The 17,557-nt window shown below is 45.6% G+C and carries 19 protein-coding genes; 12 read left to right on the top strand and 7 right to left on the bottom strand.

Features of this window, described 5'->3' with window-relative positions; translation table 11 throughout:
* From AC3AQ9_RS10270 to AC3AQ9_RS10305, 8 genes are all read left to right on the top strand, one after another.
* Positions 1 to 339 carry a Na(+)/H(+) antiporter subunit C gene (locus AC3AQ9_RS10270; RefSeq protein ID WP_488307376.1) on the top strand — a complete coding sequence of 113 codons (339 nt, stop codon included), beginning with the start codon at positions 1 to 3 and terminating at the stop codon, positions 337 to 339.
* On the top strand, positions 332 to 1,819 hold the full coding sequence (locus tag AC3AQ9_RS10275; RefSeq protein WP_488307377.1) for a Na+/H+ antiporter subunit D: 1,488 nt from the start codon (positions 332 to 334) through the stop codon (positions 1,817 to 1,819). The genes AC3AQ9_RS10270 and AC3AQ9_RS10275 overlap by 8 nt, the downstream gene beginning before the upstream one ends.
* Positions 1,820 to 1,865: 46 nt before the next feature.
* Complete coding sequence (locus tag AC3AQ9_RS10280; protein ID WP_488307378.1) at positions 1,866 to 2,351, top strand: Na+/H+ antiporter subunit E; 486 nt, start codon at positions 1,866 to 1,868, stop codon at positions 2,349 to 2,351.
* On the top strand, positions 2,348 to 2,632 hold the full coding sequence (locus tag AC3AQ9_RS10285) for a Na(+)/H(+) antiporter subunit F1 (protein WP_488307379.1): 285 nt from the start codon (positions 2,348 to 2,350) through the stop codon (positions 2,630 to 2,632). The genes AC3AQ9_RS10280 and AC3AQ9_RS10285 overlap by 4 nt, the downstream gene beginning before the upstream one ends.
* Before the next feature lie 37 nt (positions 2,633 to 2,669).
* Complete coding sequence (gene mnhG, locus AC3AQ9_RS10290) at positions 2,670 to 2,972, top strand: monovalent cation/H(+) antiporter subunit G (protein ID WP_488307578.1); 303 nt, start codon at positions 2,670 to 2,672, stop codon at positions 2,970 to 2,972.
* A 111-nt stretch (positions 2,973 to 3,083) separates the two neighbouring features.
* Positions 3,084 to 3,779, top strand: coding sequence for a DUF1538 domain-containing protein (locus AC3AQ9_RS10295; protein WP_488307380.1), 696 nt, complete (start codon positions 3,084 to 3,086; stop codon positions 3,777 to 3,779).
* The gene (locus AC3AQ9_RS10300) at positions 3,776 to 4,519 is read left to right on the top strand and encodes a DUF1538 domain-containing protein (RefSeq protein WP_488307381.1); all 744 of its coding nucleotides are present in this window, start codon (positions 3,776 to 3,778) and stop codon (positions 4,517 to 4,519) included. Before AC3AQ9_RS10295 ends, AC3AQ9_RS10300 begins: the two co-directional genes overlap by 4 nt.
* Positions 4,503 to 5,204 carry a P-II family nitrogen regulator gene (locus tag AC3AQ9_RS10305; RefSeq protein ID WP_488307382.1) on the top strand — a complete coding sequence of 234 codons (702 nt, stop codon included), beginning with the start codon at positions 4,503 to 4,505 and terminating at the stop codon, positions 5,202 to 5,204. Before AC3AQ9_RS10300 ends, AC3AQ9_RS10305 begins: the two co-directional genes overlap by 17 nt.
* 628 nt (positions 5,205 to 5,832) lie before the next feature.
* On the opposite strand, the gene AC3AQ9_RS10310 is transcribed toward AC3AQ9_RS10305, so the two are convergent.
* The 4 genes from AC3AQ9_RS10310 to AC3AQ9_RS10325 all read right to left on the bottom strand — a co-directional run bounded on the left by AC3AQ9_RS10310 (position 5,833) and on the right by AC3AQ9_RS10325 (position 9,545).
* Positions 5,833 to 5,997 (bottom strand): hypothetical protein, encoded by a 165-nt coding sequence (locus AC3AQ9_RS10310; RefSeq protein WP_488307383.1) that lies wholly within the window; start codon positions 5,995 to 5,997, stop codon positions 5,833 to 5,835.
* A 16-nt stretch (positions 5,998 to 6,013) separates the two neighbouring features.
* Positions 6,014 to 7,225: a hypothetical protein gene (locus tag AC3AQ9_RS10315; protein WP_488307384.1), complete on the bottom strand. Its 1,212-nt coding sequence runs from the start codon at positions 7,223 to 7,225 to the stop codon at positions 6,014 to 6,016.
* Positions 7,222 to 7,722 (bottom strand): RNA polymerase sigma factor, encoded by a 501-nt coding sequence (locus AC3AQ9_RS10320; RefSeq protein ID WP_488307385.1) that lies wholly within the window; start codon positions 7,720 to 7,722, stop codon positions 7,222 to 7,224. The genes AC3AQ9_RS10315 and AC3AQ9_RS10320 overlap by 4 nt, the downstream gene beginning before the upstream one ends.
* Before the next feature lie 209 nt (positions 7,723 to 7,931).
* Complete coding sequence (locus tag AC3AQ9_RS10325) at positions 7,932 to 9,545, bottom strand: catalase (protein WP_488307386.1); 1,614 nt, start codon at positions 9,543 to 9,545, stop codon at positions 7,932 to 7,934.
* Between the two features lie 174 nt (positions 9,546 to 9,719).
* Between AC3AQ9_RS10325 and AC3AQ9_RS10330 the strand changes: the two genes are divergently transcribed.
* Positions 9,720 to 10,907, top strand: coding sequence for a CDP-glycerol glycerophosphotransferase family protein (locus AC3AQ9_RS10330; RefSeq protein ID WP_488307387.1), 1,188 nt, complete (start codon positions 9,720 to 9,722; stop codon positions 10,905 to 10,907).
* Positions 10,908 to 10,999: 92 nt separating this feature from the next.
* Here AC3AQ9_RS10330 and AC3AQ9_RS10335 read toward each other — a convergent pair whose 3' ends face one another.
* Positions 11,000 to 11,974 carry a threonine ammonia-lyase gene (locus AC3AQ9_RS10335; protein ID WP_488307388.1) on the bottom strand — a complete coding sequence of 325 codons (975 nt, stop codon included), beginning with the start codon at positions 11,972 to 11,974 and terminating at the stop codon, positions 11,000 to 11,002.
* 313 nt (positions 11,975 to 12,287) lie between these two features.
* Between AC3AQ9_RS10335 and AC3AQ9_RS10340 the strand changes: the two genes are divergently transcribed.
* On the top strand, positions 12,288 to 12,998 hold the full coding sequence (locus AC3AQ9_RS10340) for an alanyl-tRNA editing protein (protein ID WP_488307389.1): 711 nt from the start codon (positions 12,288 to 12,290) through the stop codon (positions 12,996 to 12,998).
* Between the two features lie 45 nt (positions 12,999 to 13,043).
* On the opposite strand, the gene AC3AQ9_RS10345 is transcribed toward AC3AQ9_RS10340, so the two are convergent.
* Positions 13,044 to 13,802 carry an exodeoxyribonuclease III gene (locus tag AC3AQ9_RS10345; RefSeq protein ID WP_488307390.1) on the bottom strand — a complete coding sequence of 253 codons (759 nt, stop codon included), beginning with the start codon at positions 13,800 to 13,802 and terminating at the stop codon, positions 13,044 to 13,046.
* 203 nt (positions 13,803 to 14,005) lie between these two features.
* Here AC3AQ9_RS10345 and AC3AQ9_RS10350 point away from each other — a divergent pair, with 203 nt between their 5' ends.
* Together AC3AQ9_RS10350 and AC3AQ9_RS10355 are read left to right on the top strand one after the other, a co-directional pair.
* Complete coding sequence (locus AC3AQ9_RS10350; RefSeq protein WP_488307391.1) at positions 14,006 to 15,283, top strand: MFS transporter; 1,278 nt, start codon at positions 14,006 to 14,008, stop codon at positions 15,281 to 15,283.
* A gap of 269 nt (positions 15,284 to 15,552) precedes the next feature.
* Positions 15,553 to 16,494, top strand: a complete 942-nt coding sequence (locus tag AC3AQ9_RS10355) for a nuclease-related domain-containing protein (protein ID WP_488307392.1) — start codon at positions 15,553 to 15,555, stop codon at positions 16,492 to 16,494.
* 167 nt (positions 16,495 to 16,661) lie between these two features.
* On the opposite strand, the gene AC3AQ9_RS10360 is transcribed toward AC3AQ9_RS10355, so the two are convergent.
* A complete protein-coding gene (locus AC3AQ9_RS10360; RefSeq protein WP_488307393.1) occupies positions 16,662 to 17,471 on the bottom strand; it encodes a YkuS family protein in 810 nt (269 codons plus the stop codon).
* Between the last annotated feature and the right edge of the window lie 86 nt (positions 17,472 to 17,557).

A 17,557-nucleotide genomic window follows, 5' to 3' on the forward strand; every position in this document is an offset into this window, starting at 1 on the left:
ATGGAAACGATAATCATATTACTGGTTGGTGTTTTGACAGCTGTGGCCATTTACTTGCTATTGGCTAAAAGCTTGATTCGCGTCATCCTCGGAACCGCCATTCTGTCGCATGCTGTGCATTTGCTGATTCTTGTGATGGGTGGTTTAAAAGAAGGTACTGTTCCACTGCTTGGCGAAGAAGCAGAAAGTTATGTTGATGCATTGCCTCAAGCGCTGATTTTGACTGCCATCGTTATCAGTTTCGCTGTTACAGCGTTCATTCTTGTTTTGGCCTATCGTGCTTATCAAGAACTTGGCACAGATGACCTAAATGAAATGAGAGGTGTGAACGATGAATAATATCATATTGCTGCCTGTATTGATTCCCATTATGGTAGGAATTTTGTTGATTTTTCTGCGTTATTACGGACGAACCCAAGCCTGGTTCAGCATCGCTACTATGGCGCTGACAGCCGGAATTTCGTTTTATCTTTTGGAAAAAGTCCAGGATGAAGGCATCCAGCGCCTCGATTTCGGCGGGTGGGCACCGCCTTTCGGCATTTCGTTTGTCGCCGATTCATTTTCTCTTTTGCTGGTGCTGACAGCCAGTATCGTAGCGCTTATCTGCCTAATGTATGCCTTGTTTTCTACCGGTAAACTGCTGCAGTCGATGTACTATTACCCTTCTGTATTGTTTTTGATCGCTGGAGTAAATGGATCTTTTCTGACCGGCGATTTGTTCAATTTATTTGTCTGCTTCGAAGTGATGCTGCTGTCGTCCTATGTCCTGTTAACGCTGGGCGGCTCAAAAAGGCAGCTCCGTGAAGCCATCAAGTATGTCGTCATCAATATTGTTTCCTCTTGGTTCTTTTTGGTGGGCTTAGCTTATATCTACGGAGCCGTTGGGACATTAAATATGGCTCACCTTTCTGTCCGTGTAGCTGAAGCGGGGCAAGGGCCGCTTTTGACAACCATAAGCATCGTTTTCATGATAGTGTTCAGTTTAAAAGCCGGCCTGCTTCTTTACTTCTGGCTGCCCGGTTCTTACAGCACGCCTCCTGCGGTCACTTCCGCTCTATTCGGGGCGTTGCTGACGAAAGTCGGGATTTATGCCCTGTTCCGTGTATTTTCACTGATTTTCAATCAGCAGCCTGAAATCACCCATACCATCATTAGCATCATGGCCGCCCTAACACTGATTGGCGGAAGCCTGGGCGCTGTAGCCTATAATGATATCCGCAAGATCGCCGCATACAATGTTGTCATAGCGGTCGGTTTTATCCTGGTAGGCCTTGCTGTTTCTACACCAAATGCCATAGAAGGAGCGATTTATTATTTAATCCATGATATGGTCGCAAAAGCCCTTCTCTTCCTGCTGGTTGGTACAGTCATAACACTCACCGGCACTGCACAGCTTAATAAAATGAGCGGTTTGATGAAGAACTATCCTTTGCTTGGCTGGTCATTTTTTATCACTATGCTGTCGCTGGCCGGAGTCCCGCCTCTCAGTGGGTTTATCGGAAAAGTCCTGGTGTCGGAAGGCGCCATTGAAAGCGGAGCTTATATGCTTTTGGCGCTGTCGTTGCTTTCAAGCCTATTCGTGCTTTATTCGCTGCTCCGCATCTTTAAAAACAGTTTTTGGGGAGAAACCATTATCAGTAAAGAAGATCAGCTGCCTTTGAATAATCGGTTTTTGGTCCCTTGTTTACTGCTCGTCCTCCTGACTATTGGCATCGGAGTTGGAACGGAAGGGCTTTCCATTTACGTCACAGACGCGGCGGAAACCTTATTGAATCCTGATATTTACATTGATGCGGTACTGGAAGGTGCCCAGCCATGAATCTTTATAAACTGCTAAACTGCAGCGAAGAAAGGAATGTTAGCTGATGCCCGCACAATTCCTGATAAATATAATGATTGCACTTCTTTGGACCTTGCTGATGGACGAAGATGCCTTTTACTTTCCCACCTTTATAGCCGGCTATTTAATCGGCATCGGCATTTTGTTCATGATGCACCGTTTTTTCGGGACCAAGTTTTATTTGCTGAGAATCTACTCCACTATTAGGTTGTTATTTATATTCACTTCAGAGCTGGCTCAATCCAGCTTGCTGATCATAAAACAAATCCTGAGCCCCCAGCTCAATATCAAACCCGGTATTTTCACATATGAACACAGTATGAGAGGTCCTTATGAGCTGACGACTCTTGCTCTTTTATTAACATTGACCCCTGGTTCTGTGGTCATGGAAGTCTCACCGGACGGAAAAGTTTTTTACATCCATGCAATGGATGTCGAAGAATCAAGAGAAACCTTGCTGCGTTCCATTAAGGTCTTTGAGAAAGCGATCATGGAGGTGACAAGAGGATGATCAATACGATTTTAACTATTGCCTTGTCCCTATTCTGCCTGGCCATTTTGCTTGCCCTTTACCGCATCATCAGAGGACCCTCAATGCCGGACCGTGTCGTCGCACTTGATATGATTGGCGTTAACCTTATTTCAGGGGTTGCCGTATTTTCAGTAGTGCTCGGCACACACGCGTATTTGGAAGTTATTTTGATCGTCGGTATTTTGGCCTTTATCAGCACGATTGCCTTTGCCCGATTTGTCGAGAGGGGGGATATCGTTGAGCATAAGAGAAATTATTGAGTGGGCGGGAGTTATCCTCATTCTGCTCGGCTCCATTATGGCAGTAATCAGTGCCTTTGGCATCCTTCGATTGCCTGATGTCTATACGCGCTCCCATGCGGCCACTAAAAGTTCGACGCTCGCGGTCCTGTTATCCTTAACCGGCACTTTCATCTACTTCTGGGCTACCGAGAACTTCATCAGCGTCCGCCTTCTGCTCGGAATCTCTTTTGTATTTTTAACAGCGCCTGTTTCAGGCCATTTGATTACACGGGCCGCTTACCGCTCCAACGTAAAACTCGCTGATATTTCTACAGAAGATGCATTAAAAGAAGTTATTCACAAAAAAGAGCACGACTGATTAAAAGATGTTAGGGAATCGTCTAAATTCTCTAACATCTTTTTTGTTGTCAGGTTTATGTTAAAAATGCAAAGGGAATAGCAGGAAAAAAGCGGTTGAAGGAGTTTGGAGATGGAAAACATCAAAGATACTTTCAAAGAAGTTGCCGCTGCTATCTTGCCTGTCACCATCGTGGTCATTATCCTCCAAGTAACATTGATGCGCCTCCCCCTTGAAGCCTTGCTCCAGTTTTTAGTCGGCGTTGCCTTTGTCAGCATCGGTTTTTTCCTGTTCCTTTTGGGAGTCACCGCCGGGCTTTTGCCGGTTGGTGAATTGATCGGCAAGCGGCTTCCCCAAACTAAAAAACCCTGGCTCATTATCGGCACCGGATTCCTTCTGGGATTGGCGGTAACCATAGCAGAACCGGATGTCCGGGTGCTCGCCAAGCAAATCGACCAAGTTTCAGCCGGTGAAATCAGCTCAGGCATATTGGTGATGGCCGTTGCTCTTGGATTAGCCATTTTTGTTGCTGCTGCGATGGTCCGTACAATCTTCAGTATTCCCATCCACTACATGCTGATTGGTGGCTATGCACTGGTCTTCATCCTATCCATATTTGTCCCCGAAGCTTTTGTATCGATTTCTTTTGATGCGGGAGGAGTTACGACAGGCCCAATGGCTGTACCTTTCATACTGGCCCTCGGCGTTGGTGTTGCTTCCGTATTGCGTTCCTCATCCGCTGATTCCAGTGAAGGTTTCGGGTTAATCGGACTCGCCTCTATTGGCCCCATCCTGGCAATTATGCTTTTGGGGGTGCTGTTTCAATGAACATTCGTGTATTTGACGGTTTTTTGGATATCCTCCGCGAAGTCGGTGTTGCGCTTATCCCCTTGTTTATCTTCTTTGCCATGTTCCAGGTTTTCATGCTTAAATTGCCCAGGCAACGGGTATTTCAAATACTACTTGGATTTGTTTTAACATTTCTGGGATTAGCTTTTTTCCTTCAAGGAGTCCATGTCGGTTTTTTTCCAATCGGCCAAATGATGGGCGAAACGTTTGGAGAAATGTCTTTTCCCTGGATTATCATCCCGATCGGTTTTGCTCTCGGGTTTGTCGCCACTTTTGCTGAACCTGCTGTCAGCATTATGAATGACGAAGTTGACCGTGTAACAGGAGGTTATATTTCGGCAAAATTAATGCTGTATACCGTCTCCACAGGAGTCGGTATTTCGGTAGCATTATCCATGTTCCGGATCCTTTTCGGAATTTCGCTCTGGTACTTCATTATTCCGGGTTATTTGCTTGCCTTTATTTTGACCTTTTATTCGAGGGCTATCTTTATTGCGATAGCGTTCGATTCGGGAGGCGTTTCCACAGGCCCGATGACTGTAACCTTCATTTCGGCAATGGCTGTCGGGGTAGCTTCTGCAACGGCAGGGCGTGATCCCTTGGCTGACGGTTTTGGCCTTATCGCATTAGTAGCACTGACACCTATTCTCGCAGTGCTGATACTGGGGCTGATTTTCACAAGAAAAGGTGGGGCTGAAAACGATGAATCTGAATCATAGATTGATGATAGCCATTGTAAAACGCGGGCATTCGAGAGCGGTCATTGAGGAAGCTAAAGAAGCGGGGGCCGATGGAGCAACAATTCTTTATGCTGAAGGAATTGGCCGCAATGAGAAACCGACTTTTTTCGGCTTGCCCGCTACTCATGAAAAAGATGTAGTGCTCATCGCCATTGATGGCAGCCTTGAAGATGCCGTCGCCGAAGCGGTTTCCCGGGCCGGAAAACTCGGCATTCCTGGACACGGCCTCGGCTTCACCGTGCATCTGAGCAAATTGCTGGGTGTACCGCATCTCTCCAATCGGATAACTTACGTTAAACCCAAGAAAGGTGAGCGGCCAATGAAACCGATTTCCGAACAATTCCAATTGATTGTTACAATTGTGAACAGCGGCGATTCTCAAAAAGTGGTCGCAGCCGCAGCGAAAGCTGGAGCTGAAGGCGGCACCATCCTGACCGGCAGAGGCACTGGCGTCAATGAACAGAAGAAGTTCATGAACTTCACGATTGATCCCGAAAAAGACATTGTCCTGACACTGATTCCCGAAAGTTATACCGATGATGTTATTCAAAGCATTGAAAATGCCATCGATTTAGATGCTCCGGGAAAAGGCATCGCTTTTTTGATCGATGTGGAAAAAGTATTCGGGGTCAACCATTCTTCTTTGAATCGGGATAATACGTAAAAGAAGTGCTGGAATCTTTCAATTCCAGCACTTTTTAGCTTATTGAGGAAGTTAAAGTTTCTATTAGTGATCCTTTCATAACCGATATTCCGCCAACCAGCTGCGCTTGCCGCGGGCGAGCGCCAAGCCGCTTCGTCGCTGCGCTCCTGCAGGGTCTCGGCTGTCTCGCTATCCCGCAGGCGTCTCCACTGTTTGGCTCTATATCTGGAGAATAGGAACAAACAATAGAGAGCTTTCTCGAACAATCACCGTTTTAAGAGTCTCTAAAGGTGATAAAACAACGTTGAATGCAGCGGAAGGCGGCGAAGGGCAAAGATGTGCTCCTGCAGCGCCAGGCGCTTCGTCGCAAAGGCACCACCCAACTATGGTTGGCTGATGCCTTTTCTGCGGGAATAGTGCGAATCCTAAGACCCCGCAGGGAATGAATGGGGCAAAATACTTTTGCCCCATTCATTTGCGACGAAGCTAGCGCAGCGATGCAGGAGCACACGGTTTTTGCCAGCGAGCGAGGAGGCTTAGGGTCGCACCCCGCGAAAAGCGTCCGTCCTGGAGCGAAATGAAAAAAGAGAATAAGAGCTTCTCGACAGCCTGAAAAAGTGCTGGAATCTTTTCAGTTCCAGCACTTCTTTTATTTCTTTTTCCGTAAATGCAAGAGAGTGAACAGCACAATCCAAAACGGCGGTGTACTCTGCTTTTTAGTTTTTTTAAATTGGGCATACCGACGGCCGCGTTCGACTTCCAGCCGGATATCCTCCATTTTTTGGCGCACAATCGTTTCATCTGTCCGGAACATCTGGATCTCCTCCTTTTTACAGGGCTAGTTCTCCAACATTTTGCAATCCTGTTCCTTCGGCTTCCGCTGATTCCCCTTGCTCTTTAATCTGTCCTTCATTCACACGCAATTTGTTCTGCAAAGCACCCTTGGCTTTTTTGTCTGCTACTTGAACTTCCCCGAATACATCGATAGCCGCCACTTTTTCGCGCAACGTCTCTTCTGTAACGTTAGAGTTTAATACAAGACGGCCTTCTACGATCAAATTCACTTGGTTTTCCAATGAAAGAAACTGTTCATTCGACCATTCCTGTTCGCCGTCAATAAAGGCATATTGATGTTCATATGGCAGCACTTCCGTTTCCATCCGCTCTAGCCGTTCGTATATTAAATCTTCCAGTTCCTCGCTGCAGACGATATAGGATTTGGAATTGATTTTTTCAATTGCCTTTCCAAATGCTTCACGGGAAACGTCTTTTTCAAAAATCAGCGGCTTTTTAGCAAGCAGCTTTTTCCCATGTAAACTGCGAATAGACCGGGAATTGAATTTGACTGTTTTTCTTAGCACTTCGTATCCGGCAGGTATCACTGAAATGAGGCCATTTGGCGAAGAACTCATCTTCTTGTATATATTCACTTCATGCTCTTCGTGTATGGAAAGTATTCCATTCACTTCAATATTGCTTATTTTTTCATTGAACAGCCCCATATCCAAGTCTCTCGGTACAGTCAAGATTCCGTTCACCACCAGATGCATCGGCTCATCTGCTGCTTGCAGAAAAGCATTGCTGAGCGTAAAGTTGCCCTCTTCGAAACGCGGCGGCAAATTCGTATAAGGCTTAACTGTGCAGCTGCCCTCCGCAAAAACCCGGCTAACGACTCCTGTTAAACGGGAAGGCGCATAAACTTCGCCATTCACGATGAGTTTTAATATCTGTTCATCCAGCTGTTCCGGCAAAACATCTCTGCCGATAATGACGGTGCCATTGACGAGCAGTTTCAGCTCCTTATCCAAAGACTCCAGATATGCGGCATCGATATTCAGAACTCCATTGTAGTAAGTGTAGCCGCCAGGCAGTTCAATCGTTGCTCCGATATTGCCGATATTCAGTGCTGACAATAAATGCGATTGTCCGGTGCGGTATAAGACCGCTCCCACATTGTCAATTTTGTCATAGCCCTTGACGCTTTCTTCGGTCGCGTTCAATAAATTCAAAAGCCCTACATTGCCGATTCGCTGTCCCATCAAAAATCATCCTCCAAATGTTTTCTCAGTATCTTGATTGCAAAATGCAATTTGTATCTGACCGTAGCTGCTGGCATATCAAGCTGTTCCCCAATTTCTTTGCTGGTCATTCCCAGCCAGTAGCGCTTGAACACCAAACCACTCATTTCAGGTGATAACCGGGCTAGCAGTTCTGTCATTTCCAAATGGTGCATAGCCAGCGGCTGCTCCGGAAAATCGATTTCTTCTTCCCAAACCGCCAAGCGGCTTTCTTTTCGGCGGTCATCAATGAGCCGGTTTTTCATCACCCGGAAAAACCACGCCCGCTGTTTATGGAGCGGCAATTCCGTAAGGTTTTGCTGTTTCAATGATTTTTCCCACGCATCCTGTACCAGGTCATACGCTTCCTGCTCGTGCCGGGAAATGGAACGGGCAAAACGGATCAGGTCATCTTTTAAGTTGTCATGCATCACGTTTGCTTCCATCCCATTCCCCACTTTCTGTTGTCTTGCCTTATTCATTAAGATAACGGATGAAACAGTTAAAGTGTTTGAAGAAAATAAAAAAACTTTCGGAGTTGTAAGTTGAACGAATGGTTACTTCTTTTAGATTCCGCTTTGAGACATGAAAGTGCATTCCCATTATTTGATGAATTTAAAAAATACAGGTTAGATGATTGCACAAAAAATGCCGGCAAGCTTGTTCAGCTTGCCGGCATTCCGGTTCTAAATTAATATGGTCCAGCTTCGTGGCCTTTTGCAGCAGCGCCTTGCGCCACTTTATTGGCAGCAGGCTTGCCGTAAACTTTAGGTTCGCTGTCTTTCATTTCTTCCATCGCTTTAATCTTCTGTTCCATGTTTTCACGGACACGGCGGCCATAATCTTCGTCGGCTTGTGTGAAGTGATAGATCATTTCTTCCTGGATTCTTGGATCGCAAATCGATAATGCATCGCCCAAGTTGTTGATCAGCTCTTCACGTTCCCAGTCTTCAAAGCTGCGGTATGTCTCTCCCGCTTGGCCATAGTTATTGGTGCGGTCAATCGGCTGGCTGACCACTTTGGCATTATATGCCGGCTCATGAGGCGGTGCTACCTTTTCAGCTTCCTTCACGCCACCGAGAACAGAAGGCTCGTAGTTGATAGACGGGTTCGGCACATATTCAGATGGCCGGTCCATCATCCCGCCGTACTGGTTCGTTGCTACTCGTTTTTTCGGTGCGTTGACTGGCAACTGCAAATAGTTAGCTCCTACACGGTAACGCTGCGTATCGGAATACGAGAATGTGCGTCCTTGCAGCATTTTATCGTCCGAGAAGTCGAGCCCGTCCACAAGGACCCCGGTACCGAATGCAGCTTGTTCAACTTCTGCATGGTAGTTTTCAGGGTTGCGGTTCAAGACCATTTTCCCGACAGGAAGGAATGGGAATTTATCCTGCGGCCATAGTTTTGTATCATCAAGTGGATCAAAATCAAGTTCCGGGTGCTCATCGTCACTCATGATCTGAACGAACAGCTCCCATTCCGGATAGTCTCCCCGTTCGATTGCTTCAAACAAGTCCTGTGTTGCATGTCCGGTGTTTTCTGCCTGGATTTCATTGGCTTCTGCCTGCGTTAAGTTGCGGATGCCCTGTTTTGGCTCCCAGTGATATTTAACGAGAACTGCTTCGCCTTTATCGTTTACCCATTTATACGTGTTTACGCCAGAACCTTGCATGTGGCGATACGTCGCCGGGATGCCCCATGGCGAGAACAAGAACGTGATCATATGCGTCGCTTCCGGGCTTCGTGCAACAAAATCAAACATGCGCTCAGGGTTTGGCACGTTTGAAACCGGATCGTTTTTAAACGCATGAATCATATCCGGGAATTTCATCGCATCACGGATAAAGAAAATTTTAAGGTTGTTTCCGACCAAATCCCAGTTGCCGTCCTCTGTGTACATTTTAACCGCAAATCCTCGAGGGTCACGTGCCGTTTCAGAAGAATGGCGCGATCCCGCAACTGTAGAAAAACGGACCATCAATGGCGTCTGTTTTCCTGCACCTGAGAATACTTTCGCACGTGTATACTTTTCTACCGGCTCGTCGCCGACTTTGCCGTAAGTTTCAAAATATCCAAACGCACCGGCACCGCGTGCGTGAACAATCCGTTCTGGTATTTCTTCACGGTCAAAATGTGAGATTTTCTCGATGAAGTGATAATTCTCTAAAGTAGCAGGCCCGCGGTTTCCAACGGTGCGTATGTTCTGGTTGTCTTTTACCGGATGCCCTTGGCGGGTAGTCAGCGTTTCTTCACTTTCGCCTGTGCCCATTTTGTTTTTAAAATCTTCATTTTTTCCAGTCATGAATATCCTCCTCCACAATAGTCTATCAACTTTAAGTCTTCCCTTTTTCTGAATAAATAAACATCTCTTCTTCTATAAGAAAAGAAAGTTTTTAGTATATTTTTTCCAGATGGACAAAACCGGAAGAATGTGAAAAACTTGAAGAAGGACTATTTAGAGAAAGCAGGGCTGGAAATGAGTGTAACATTGAAAGAAAAAGGGAAACTGGACCCGTTAAAAGTGTTTTTAAAAGTAACTGCCGCTTTTTTGGTTTCCGTTTTCTCTTTAACAAAAGAAAAGAAAAAAATTGCGCTGGTCGGAGGAAATCTCGGTGAAAAATACGAGGACAATGCTGCTGTTTTTCACGCTTACTTGGTCAATAATCACCAGGATCAAGTAACTGCTTACTGGATGTACGATCCGAAGACATCTTATGCGCAAGATGGGAGCATCCCGAATGCTGTACCGCTTGGCAGCTTCCGGAACTATCTCCTCTTTTTCAAAGCGGATTACACTTTCCACGGACATTCCTTAATGTATGATATTGCTCCTTCCGTTGATAAGTTTTTATTCCTCAACCGAAAAACCATCATCACCCATGTCAGCCATGGCATTGAAGGCTTCAAAAAGATCCTGATCCAAAAAGAAGATGTTCCATTGCTGAAACGGACAAATTACTTCAATTGTGCTTCTGAATACGAGCGCGAGTTAAAACGGAAAGAATGGAAGATTCCCGAACATAAATTGATTGTCACGGGATTGCCCCGTTTTGACCGCTATGCGGAGAATAAGCCGGTCAAGAAAGTGAAGAAAATCTTGATGATGATGACTTGGCGCGAGTGGCTGTTTGACTTAAGCGAGGAGGAATTTGTGGAAAGCGCTTATTTCCTCAATACAATAGGCTTGATCAGCCATCCTGGAATCCGGGAACTGATCCGCCGCAACGATATGACGATGCAGATTACCCTCCATCCGTTTATGAAGAAATTCAAAAAGCATTTTACCGGGCTTGCGGATCCGAAAAGCGGGATCGAATTTCTTTCTTCAACTAATCCGTCAATTACTCGGGCAATCGAAGAAAACGATATGCTGCTGACAGATATCACCAGCGTGTCATGGGATTTTCTCTATTTGAATAAACCCATCATTTTCAATATGTTCGACCGGGAAGAATACTTGGAAAAACGCGGCACCTATCTGAGCCTTGAAACGGACTTATACGGCTATAAAGCGGATACCGTTGAAGAAGTGTATTTTTACTTGAAGAAGATTGTCGAAGACAACATTACAACAAATGATTGGTATCCAAAAGCTAACCAATACATCGATTTTTTCGATCACCAGAATTGCAAGCGCCTGGCTCAAAAAGTGCTGGGGGTTTAATTTTTTTGAAAAAGCACCTGCAAAACCGTTTTTACGGTTTTGGCGGGTGCTTTTGTCTTAAGCGGAGATAATGTGGCTGTACATTAACCGTTTCAATAGTTTTTTTCGTTATACTGCTGAATCAGCAATTGGTATAGCTTAAAGCTGATATTTCCGCCACTGACCATAACAACGGTTTTTTTCCCTTTTAACTTTACATTTCCACTCAGCATAGCTGCCATCGCAGCAGCACCAGAGGGCTCTACAACCAGTTTTGTATGTTCTGCCATAAAAGCCACACAATCGGCGATGGCCGCTTCTGAAACAAGCACCAAATCGTCAACATAGCGCTGAGTGTGTGCAAATGTCAGATCTCCTGGTTTTTTCGCCATCAGCCCGTCCGCAATCGTTTCCACTTTTTCTACTTCCATCGGCTTTCCATGCTGAAGAGACTTGTACATCGCCATTGCCCCTTCCGTGTTGACGCCGATCACTTTCAATGTCGGTTTGATTTCCTTTAAAGCCGCTGCCATCCCTGAAATCAATCCGCCGCCGCTGACCGGCACGATGACTGCCTCTGTTTCGGGCAATTCATGCAAAATCTCTAACCCTATCGTTCCTTGTCCTGCAATAACATATGGATCTTCAAATGGATGAATCATCGTCCGCCCTTCTTCGCGGTGAAGTTCGAGCGCTTTTTCATACATATCAATCGACGTGGTGCCGTACTCAATCGCCCGGGCTCCATACTGCAGGATGGCATTTTTTTTGCTCGCTACCGGATTTGTGGGCATGACCACCGTAGCGCTTATGCCCAGCTGCTGCGCAGCATAAGCTGTTCCTGCACCGTGGTTGCCTGCAGAAAAAGCGACGATGCCATTTTCTTTTTCCTCCTCCGTCAGATTGGCGATTTTATTGAAAGCGCCGCGGATCTTAAAAGATCCGGTTTTTTGAAGATTTTCCGCCTTCAAGTAAACCTCATTCCCAGTCAGCTCTGAAAATGTCCGGCTAACCTGTAAAGGGGTCGGGATAATCACTCCCGCAAGATTTGCTTTTGCCTGCTGGATTTGCTGCAAGGTGATATACATGAGAGAACTCCCTTCTGGTTTCGAATATCTGCCATCCAATTATTGCCGAGATCGTAAACGGCAGTGCATTGCGGATTTTCCTGAATCTCAGAATGCTCTGTGACGGAGAGCATAACTTTTAGAACGAGAAAGAAGCCATTTCTAAATCCGTTCTTCCCCTTGTTGTATGATTTCATTCTATGTCTAAACTTTCAATCAATTCAATATTTTTATGATATAGTGGATTTAATCTTCATGAAATAGAGTGGAAGAACCTCTCTGATTAGAATTCATCACATCAATAAAGTCAGTCTTAAAACAAAGGGTGGATACAATGACGAAAGAATTGTTTTTAGAAGACAGCTATTTGAAAATATGTGAAGCAGAGATAACATCAATCGATGGAAATAAAGTAATCTTGAATCAGACTGTTTTTTATCCTGGAGGCGGCGGACAGGAAGCCGATACCGGCGTCTTGATCCAAAACGGACAGGAAGTGCAAGTAACGAAGCTTAAAAAAGAAGGCGGCGAAATTTTTCATTATGTCAGCACGCCGGAAAAACTTGTTTTAGGGCCAGTGACGGCGAAAGTTGATTGGGAGCGGAGAGAGAATCTGATGAAGCACCACACTTTGCTGCATGTAATTTCTGCCGTTTTCCATCAACAGCAAAATTCACTTTGCACCGGCAATCAAATTTATCCGGATAAAGCCAGAATTGATTTGACGGGCATCACTGATCTTAGCAACGAAGAGCTTGATGCATTGATTGCCAAGGCTAACGAAGAACTCGCGCAAAACCATGCCGTGACAGTCCGGACCCTGCCGCGGGAAGAAGCGGAAAACATTTCAGGCGTCATCAAGACGATTGTCAATCTGATTCCAAAATCAGTGAAGGACATTCGGCTTGTCAAAATCGGTGACATTGATGAACAGGCCTGCGGAGGCACCCATGTAAACGGAACCGGCAGCGTCGGACAATTTGTGCTGGATAAAACGAAAAACAAAGGCAAAGGCATCACCCGCCTTGAAGTGCACGTGGTTTAACATAATAAAAAGCAATCCCTCACCTATCAGGAGGGATTGCTTTTTTCAAATTATATTGACCTTTAGTTCAACCGGGCAATGATCAGAGCCTCGGATATCTGTATGGATTTTCGCATCCGCCAGTTTAGAAGCAAGCGCCCGGGATGCGATAAAGTAATCAATGCGCCATCCAATATTTTTCTCCCGGCAATTTGACCGATATGACCACCAGGAATAACTGCCAGTCTGTTCCGGATAAAAGTGGCGGAATGTGTCGACAAATCCGCTGTTTAAAAACTGCGTCATTTTCCCTCTTTCTTCCGGGGTAAATCCGGAATTTTTTAAATTTGCTTTCGGATTTTTCAAATCGATTTCCTGATGGGCTACATTCAAATCACCGCATAAAATGACCGGCTTTTGCTGATCCAAATCTTTTATGTAGGACAGCAGAGCCTCTTCCCAAAGCAGCCGATAATCGAGGCGCAGCAGCCCGTGCTGTGAATTCGGTGTGTATACGGTCACCACGAAATGCGTTACGTACTCCAAGGTGATGATGCGGCCTTCTGTATCATGCTCTTCGATTCCCAATCCGTATTGAACAGACAGCGGCTCTTTTTTCGTAAAAATCGCCGTCCCGGAATATCCTTTTTTATGAGCATAATTCCAATATGCATGATATCCCGGGAGATCCATTTCGATTTGGCCTTCCTGCAGTTTTATTTCCTGAAGGCAAAACACATCTGCATCCACGGCCGTAAAAAAATCCATAAACCCTTTTTTCATAACGGCCCGCAAGCCGTTGACATTCCATGAAATAAGCTTCAAAACCTATACCTACTTTCCTTCTGATAACTTCAGTTTACTTGAAAATTTGATTCCTCTCAAACCGGGCAGCTTATGATGGAATTTCACTTTATTGCCATCTCTAATAAAATTATGTAAACTTTCAGTGAATTTTAAAAATACAGCATCATTTTTTTCAGTCTTCTTGTACAATGAACTTATATGGCACTTAAGGGGATAGAGACATGAAAAAGTTCACGAAAGAAGAGAAAAGCTGGGCATTTTATGACTGGGGAAGTTCCGCTTATTCAATCATCATCACGACCGCTGTTTTCCCGCTGTATTATAAAAATGCCGCGACTGAAGCCGGTGTCAGTTTATCCGATTCCACCGCTTATCTGGGATATACGATTGCTATTTTCACATTCATTCTGGCAATGATCGGCCCTATTTTAGGGACACTTGCCGATTACGAAGGCATGAAACGCAAATTTTTCACCGCATTCTTCCTGCTTGGTACCACTTCGACCGCATTGCTGGCTTTCGTCCCGAGCGATAATTGGCTGATGCTATTGATCTGCTTTACCTTTGCGGCTCTTGGCGCTACCGGTGCAAATGTCTTTTACGATGCTTTTATCGTCGATGTGACAACGGAAAAACGGATGAATAATGTATCCGCATTTGGATATGGCCTCGGTTATATCGGATCAACCATCCCGTTCATCTTGTCGATTGCTATTATTCTGCTGGCAAGCAACGGCGTGCTGCCTATTTCCACCATTAACGCGAGCCGCATCGCCTTTTTGATTACGGCCCTCTGGTGGGTATCGTTCTCGATTCCGCTGTTCCGCAATGTCCGCCAGCGTTATTTCATCGAAAAAGAACCGAATCCCGTTGCGCAGAGTTTCAAGCGTTTGGGTAAAACAATCCGTGAAATCCGCCAGTACCGTGCGTTGTTCTTGTTCTTACTGGCTTACTTCTTCTATATCGACGGCGTCGGCACCATCATTTCGATGTCCACAGCTTACGGAACGGATCTTGGGCTGTCATCGACCAGCCTGCTGATTGTGTTATTCGCTACTCAAGTGGTAGCCGCGCCTTTTGCCATTTTGTATGGACGGCTGTCAGAACGCTTTACCGGCAAAAAGATGCTGTATGTCGGCATCTGCGTTTACATTGTCGTCTGTATTTATGCGTTCTTTTTGGAGACCATTGTCGATTTCTGGATTCTCGCTATGCTGGTCGCCACCAGCCAAGGCGGCATCCAGGCCCTCAGCCGGTCTTATTTCGGCAAGCTGGTGCCAAAAGAAAACTCAAACGAATTTTTTGGCTTCTACAATATCTTCGGCAAATTCGCCGCCATTCTGGGCCCGCTCCTTGTAGCCGTCACTTCCCAGATCACCGGGAATTCGAGCATGGGTGTTTTCAGCCTCGTCATTCTGTTTGTGGCCGGCCTCATCATCTTGTCGCGAGTGCCTGAACCGGTACCGCACGCTGCAGTTGACGAAGTAGCTCCTGAATAAAACATTAGTCGATCTGGCGATTGCCGCCGGGTCGGCTTTTTTGTTGGTTGGGCATATTCGGGCTGGAGTTGGGCATAACTTGGTGGAAGTTGGGCATAAACTCGGGCAAGTTGGGCATAACCCGATGCTACTTGGGCATAAAATGAGTTTACATCATTCAAATCCTATATTTGCCGCTCCAGGCGGCTCTAAATATTTATTATGGGAAGAAGTATAGCTAGATGACACCATGCATGCTATGGTTTTATTTAAAAAATGGAGGGATGGCTTTGATACTGAAAACGAGAGGAACATCGCTCGAAAGAGAGCGGCTTGAGGTGCTGCTCAGGCGGCTTCCGAAGACTCATGCTTTATACAAAGAAGTGAAAGAGGATTTTTACAACGACTCTGCCGGGATTGGCGGCGAACAGCGCTTTGACGATTACGTGGCTGCCAGCCGATTGCCTTTCCCCCACATCTTTCTTCATAACGTCTCATTGATATCGTTTCAACGCTTTCAACTGGATTCCCTGATGATTACCCCTTGGTGCATTTACGTATTTGAAGTCAAAAACATGTCGGGGCGCCTCCGTTTCGAGCAATCGCCATTGCAGCTCATTCAGACCAAAGAAGACGGTACTGTCATCGGGCGCAAAAGCCCCATCGAGCAGATCGATACCAACGAGTGGCTCTTCGAGGAATGGCTGAATGCTTCAGGCGTTCATTTGCCTCTTCGCTCCGTTCTCGTGCTCTCCTATCCAAAACAAATCCCTGAAAATGTCCCTGCTACCCATACCCTCCTCTTTTCCCACCAGCTTCCGATGTTCCTCAATAAAATCAAAAGTGAAAAAGAAATTTTGGATTTTATTAAAATGACGGAGCTGGCGAATAAAATTTTAGCAGCTCATTCTCATTATGTTCCAAAACCCATTTGTTCCAATCCCGCTTATCCGATTAAAGTTATGACCCGGGGCGTCTGGTGCGCCGCATGTGACCGGATCGGCATGAAAAGGAAATACGGCACCTGGCATTGCCCAAGTTGCAGTGAATCTGACAAGAATGCCCATATCCAGACAATAAAAGATTGGCACCGGCTCACTGGTGGACCGATAACGAACCGGAGTTGCCGGGAGTTTTTGCAGATAGAAGACCGCCGGTTGACGACAAGGCTTTTAACGGAGATGAATCTAATAAAAAAAGGGCAATTAAAAGGGACAAACTACGTATTTTAGGCGAGTTGGGCATATTCTGATTGAAGTTGGGCATAAAACATTGAAAGTTGGGCATAACCAAGTCTTAGTTGGGCATAAACTGCTTTAACTTGGGCACACTTTCAAAACCCCCCCAATAAAAATAGCCAGGCAGCCGTCATGCAACGGCTGCCTGGCTTATTCATCTCTTATTTATTGCTCTTATTATCCGTTTCTTTGGAAACTACTGTTGCTCCGCCAGATGCATTTGTAAGAACATCTGCGTCGCCCAGTTCTACGACTTCAATAGAGCCTTTTTCTTGAGCAGCTTCTTTTTCAGCTTTTTTCATTTCTTTTTCCGCTTGCTTTTCAGCTTTTTCATGCTCTTTTTGTGCTTTTTCTTCAGCTTTCGCTTCTTGCTTCACTGCCTTTTCCTGCTTTTTTAGTTCTTTGCTTTCCTGCATCTCTTGGCGTTTCGCTTTTAAGTTGTCTACTGTGCCCTTGGCCTTATCAGTTACGCCACTCGTTTTTTCTTTTACTGTGCCTACAGTGCCGCTGGTTTTTTCTTTCACTGTACCCAATGTGCCTTTGGCTTTTTCAGTGACGCCGCCAAGTTTTTCTTTCGTGCCGGAAGTTTTTTCTTTAACTACCGCCTGCATTTCTTTCCCGCTCTTAGGAGTCAATAAAAGGCCCGCAGCCGCGCCGACGATCGCGCCTGTAGCAGCACCTTTGATGAATGAACTGCTGGTAATCCCGCCGCTTGGAGCCGGAGCTGGAATTTTCCCGCTTCGAACTAAACGTTCTTCCACTTCATCCACAATCTCTTCTAACGTGCGGCCTTTTGCTTCAACTAGAGGGACATTCATGTGAAAATCAGCTAAGTCCTCTTTGTCTCTGACTACTACACAGTCATAATCCATCGATTCTGTTTTGTCATCCAGCATTTCAGCTTCGTACCCTCTTTTATCAAGTGCATCTTTTACGGATGTAAACGGTTCTTCTACTGCAATTTTCACCATACTATTGTCCACTCCCTTTTCAAATTGTGTTTATGTACTTATTTCCCCTGCTTTGACCTGCAATAAACACCAACTTGGGAATGAAA

The organism is Planococcus sp. VCh962 (assembly GCF_057748275.1).

Excerpts from the sequence above, each read along its gene's own strand:
- AC3AQ9_RS10320 (WP_488307385.1), bottom strand. The coding sequence starts at position 7,722 with ATGAATAAGGCAAGACAACAGAAAGTGGGGAATGGGATGGAAGCAAAC.
- AC3AQ9_RS10300 (WP_488307381.1), top strand. The coding sequence starts at position 3,776 with ATGAACATTCGTGTATTTGACGGTTTTTTGGATATCCTCCGCGAAGTC.
- AC3AQ9_RS10285 (WP_488307379.1), top strand. The coding sequence starts at position 2,348 with ATGATCAATACGATTTTAACTATTGCCTTGTCCCTATTCTGCCTGGCC.
- AC3AQ9_RS10270 (WP_488307376.1), top strand. The coding sequence starts at position 1 with ATGGAAACGATAATCATATTACTGGTTGGTGTTTTGACAGCTGTGGCC.
- AC3AQ9_RS10350 (WP_488307391.1), top strand. The coding sequence starts at position 14,006 with ATGAAAAAGTTCACGAAAGAAGAGAAAAGCTGGGCATTTTATGACTGG.
- AC3AQ9_RS10280 (WP_488307378.1), top strand. The coding sequence starts at position 1,866 with ATGCCCGCACAATTCCTGATAAATATAATGATTGCACTTCTTTGGACC.
- mnhG (WP_488307578.1), top strand. The coding sequence starts at position 2,670 with ATGGCAGTAATCAGTGCCTTTGGCATCCTTCGATTGCCTGATGTCTAT.
- AC3AQ9_RS10335 (WP_488307388.1), bottom strand. The coding sequence starts at position 11,974 with ATGTATATCACCTTGCAGCAAATCCAGCAGGCAAAAGCAAATCTTGCG.
- AC3AQ9_RS10340 (WP_488307389.1), top strand. The coding sequence starts at position 12,288 with ATGACGAAAGAATTGTTTTTAGAAGACAGCTATTTGAAAATATGTGAA.
- AC3AQ9_RS10330 (WP_488307387.1), top strand. The coding sequence starts at position 9,720 with ATGAGTGTAACATTGAAAGAAAAAGGGAAACTGGACCCGTTAAAAGTG.
- AC3AQ9_RS10360 (WP_488307393.1), bottom strand. The coding sequence starts at position 17,471 with ATGGTGAAAATTGCAGTAGAAGAACCGTTTACATCCGTAAAAGATGCA.
- AC3AQ9_RS10310 (WP_488307383.1), bottom strand. The coding sequence starts at position 5,997 with ATGTTCCGGACAGATGAAACGATTGTGCGCCAAAAAATGGAGGATATC.
- AC3AQ9_RS10295 (WP_488307380.1), top strand. The coding sequence starts at position 3,084 with ATGGAAAACATCAAAGATACTTTCAAAGAAGTTGCCGCTGCTATCTTG.
- AC3AQ9_RS10275 (WP_488307377.1), top strand. The coding sequence starts at position 332 with ATGAATAATATCATATTGCTGCCTGTATTGATTCCCATTATGGTAGGA.
- AC3AQ9_RS10305 (WP_488307382.1), top strand. The coding sequence starts at position 4,503 with ATGAATCTGAATCATAGATTGATGATAGCCATTGTAAAACGCGGGCAT.
- AC3AQ9_RS10325 (WP_488307386.1), bottom strand. The coding sequence starts at position 9,545 with ATGACTGGAAAAAATGAAGATTTTAAAAACAAAATGGGCACAGGCGAA.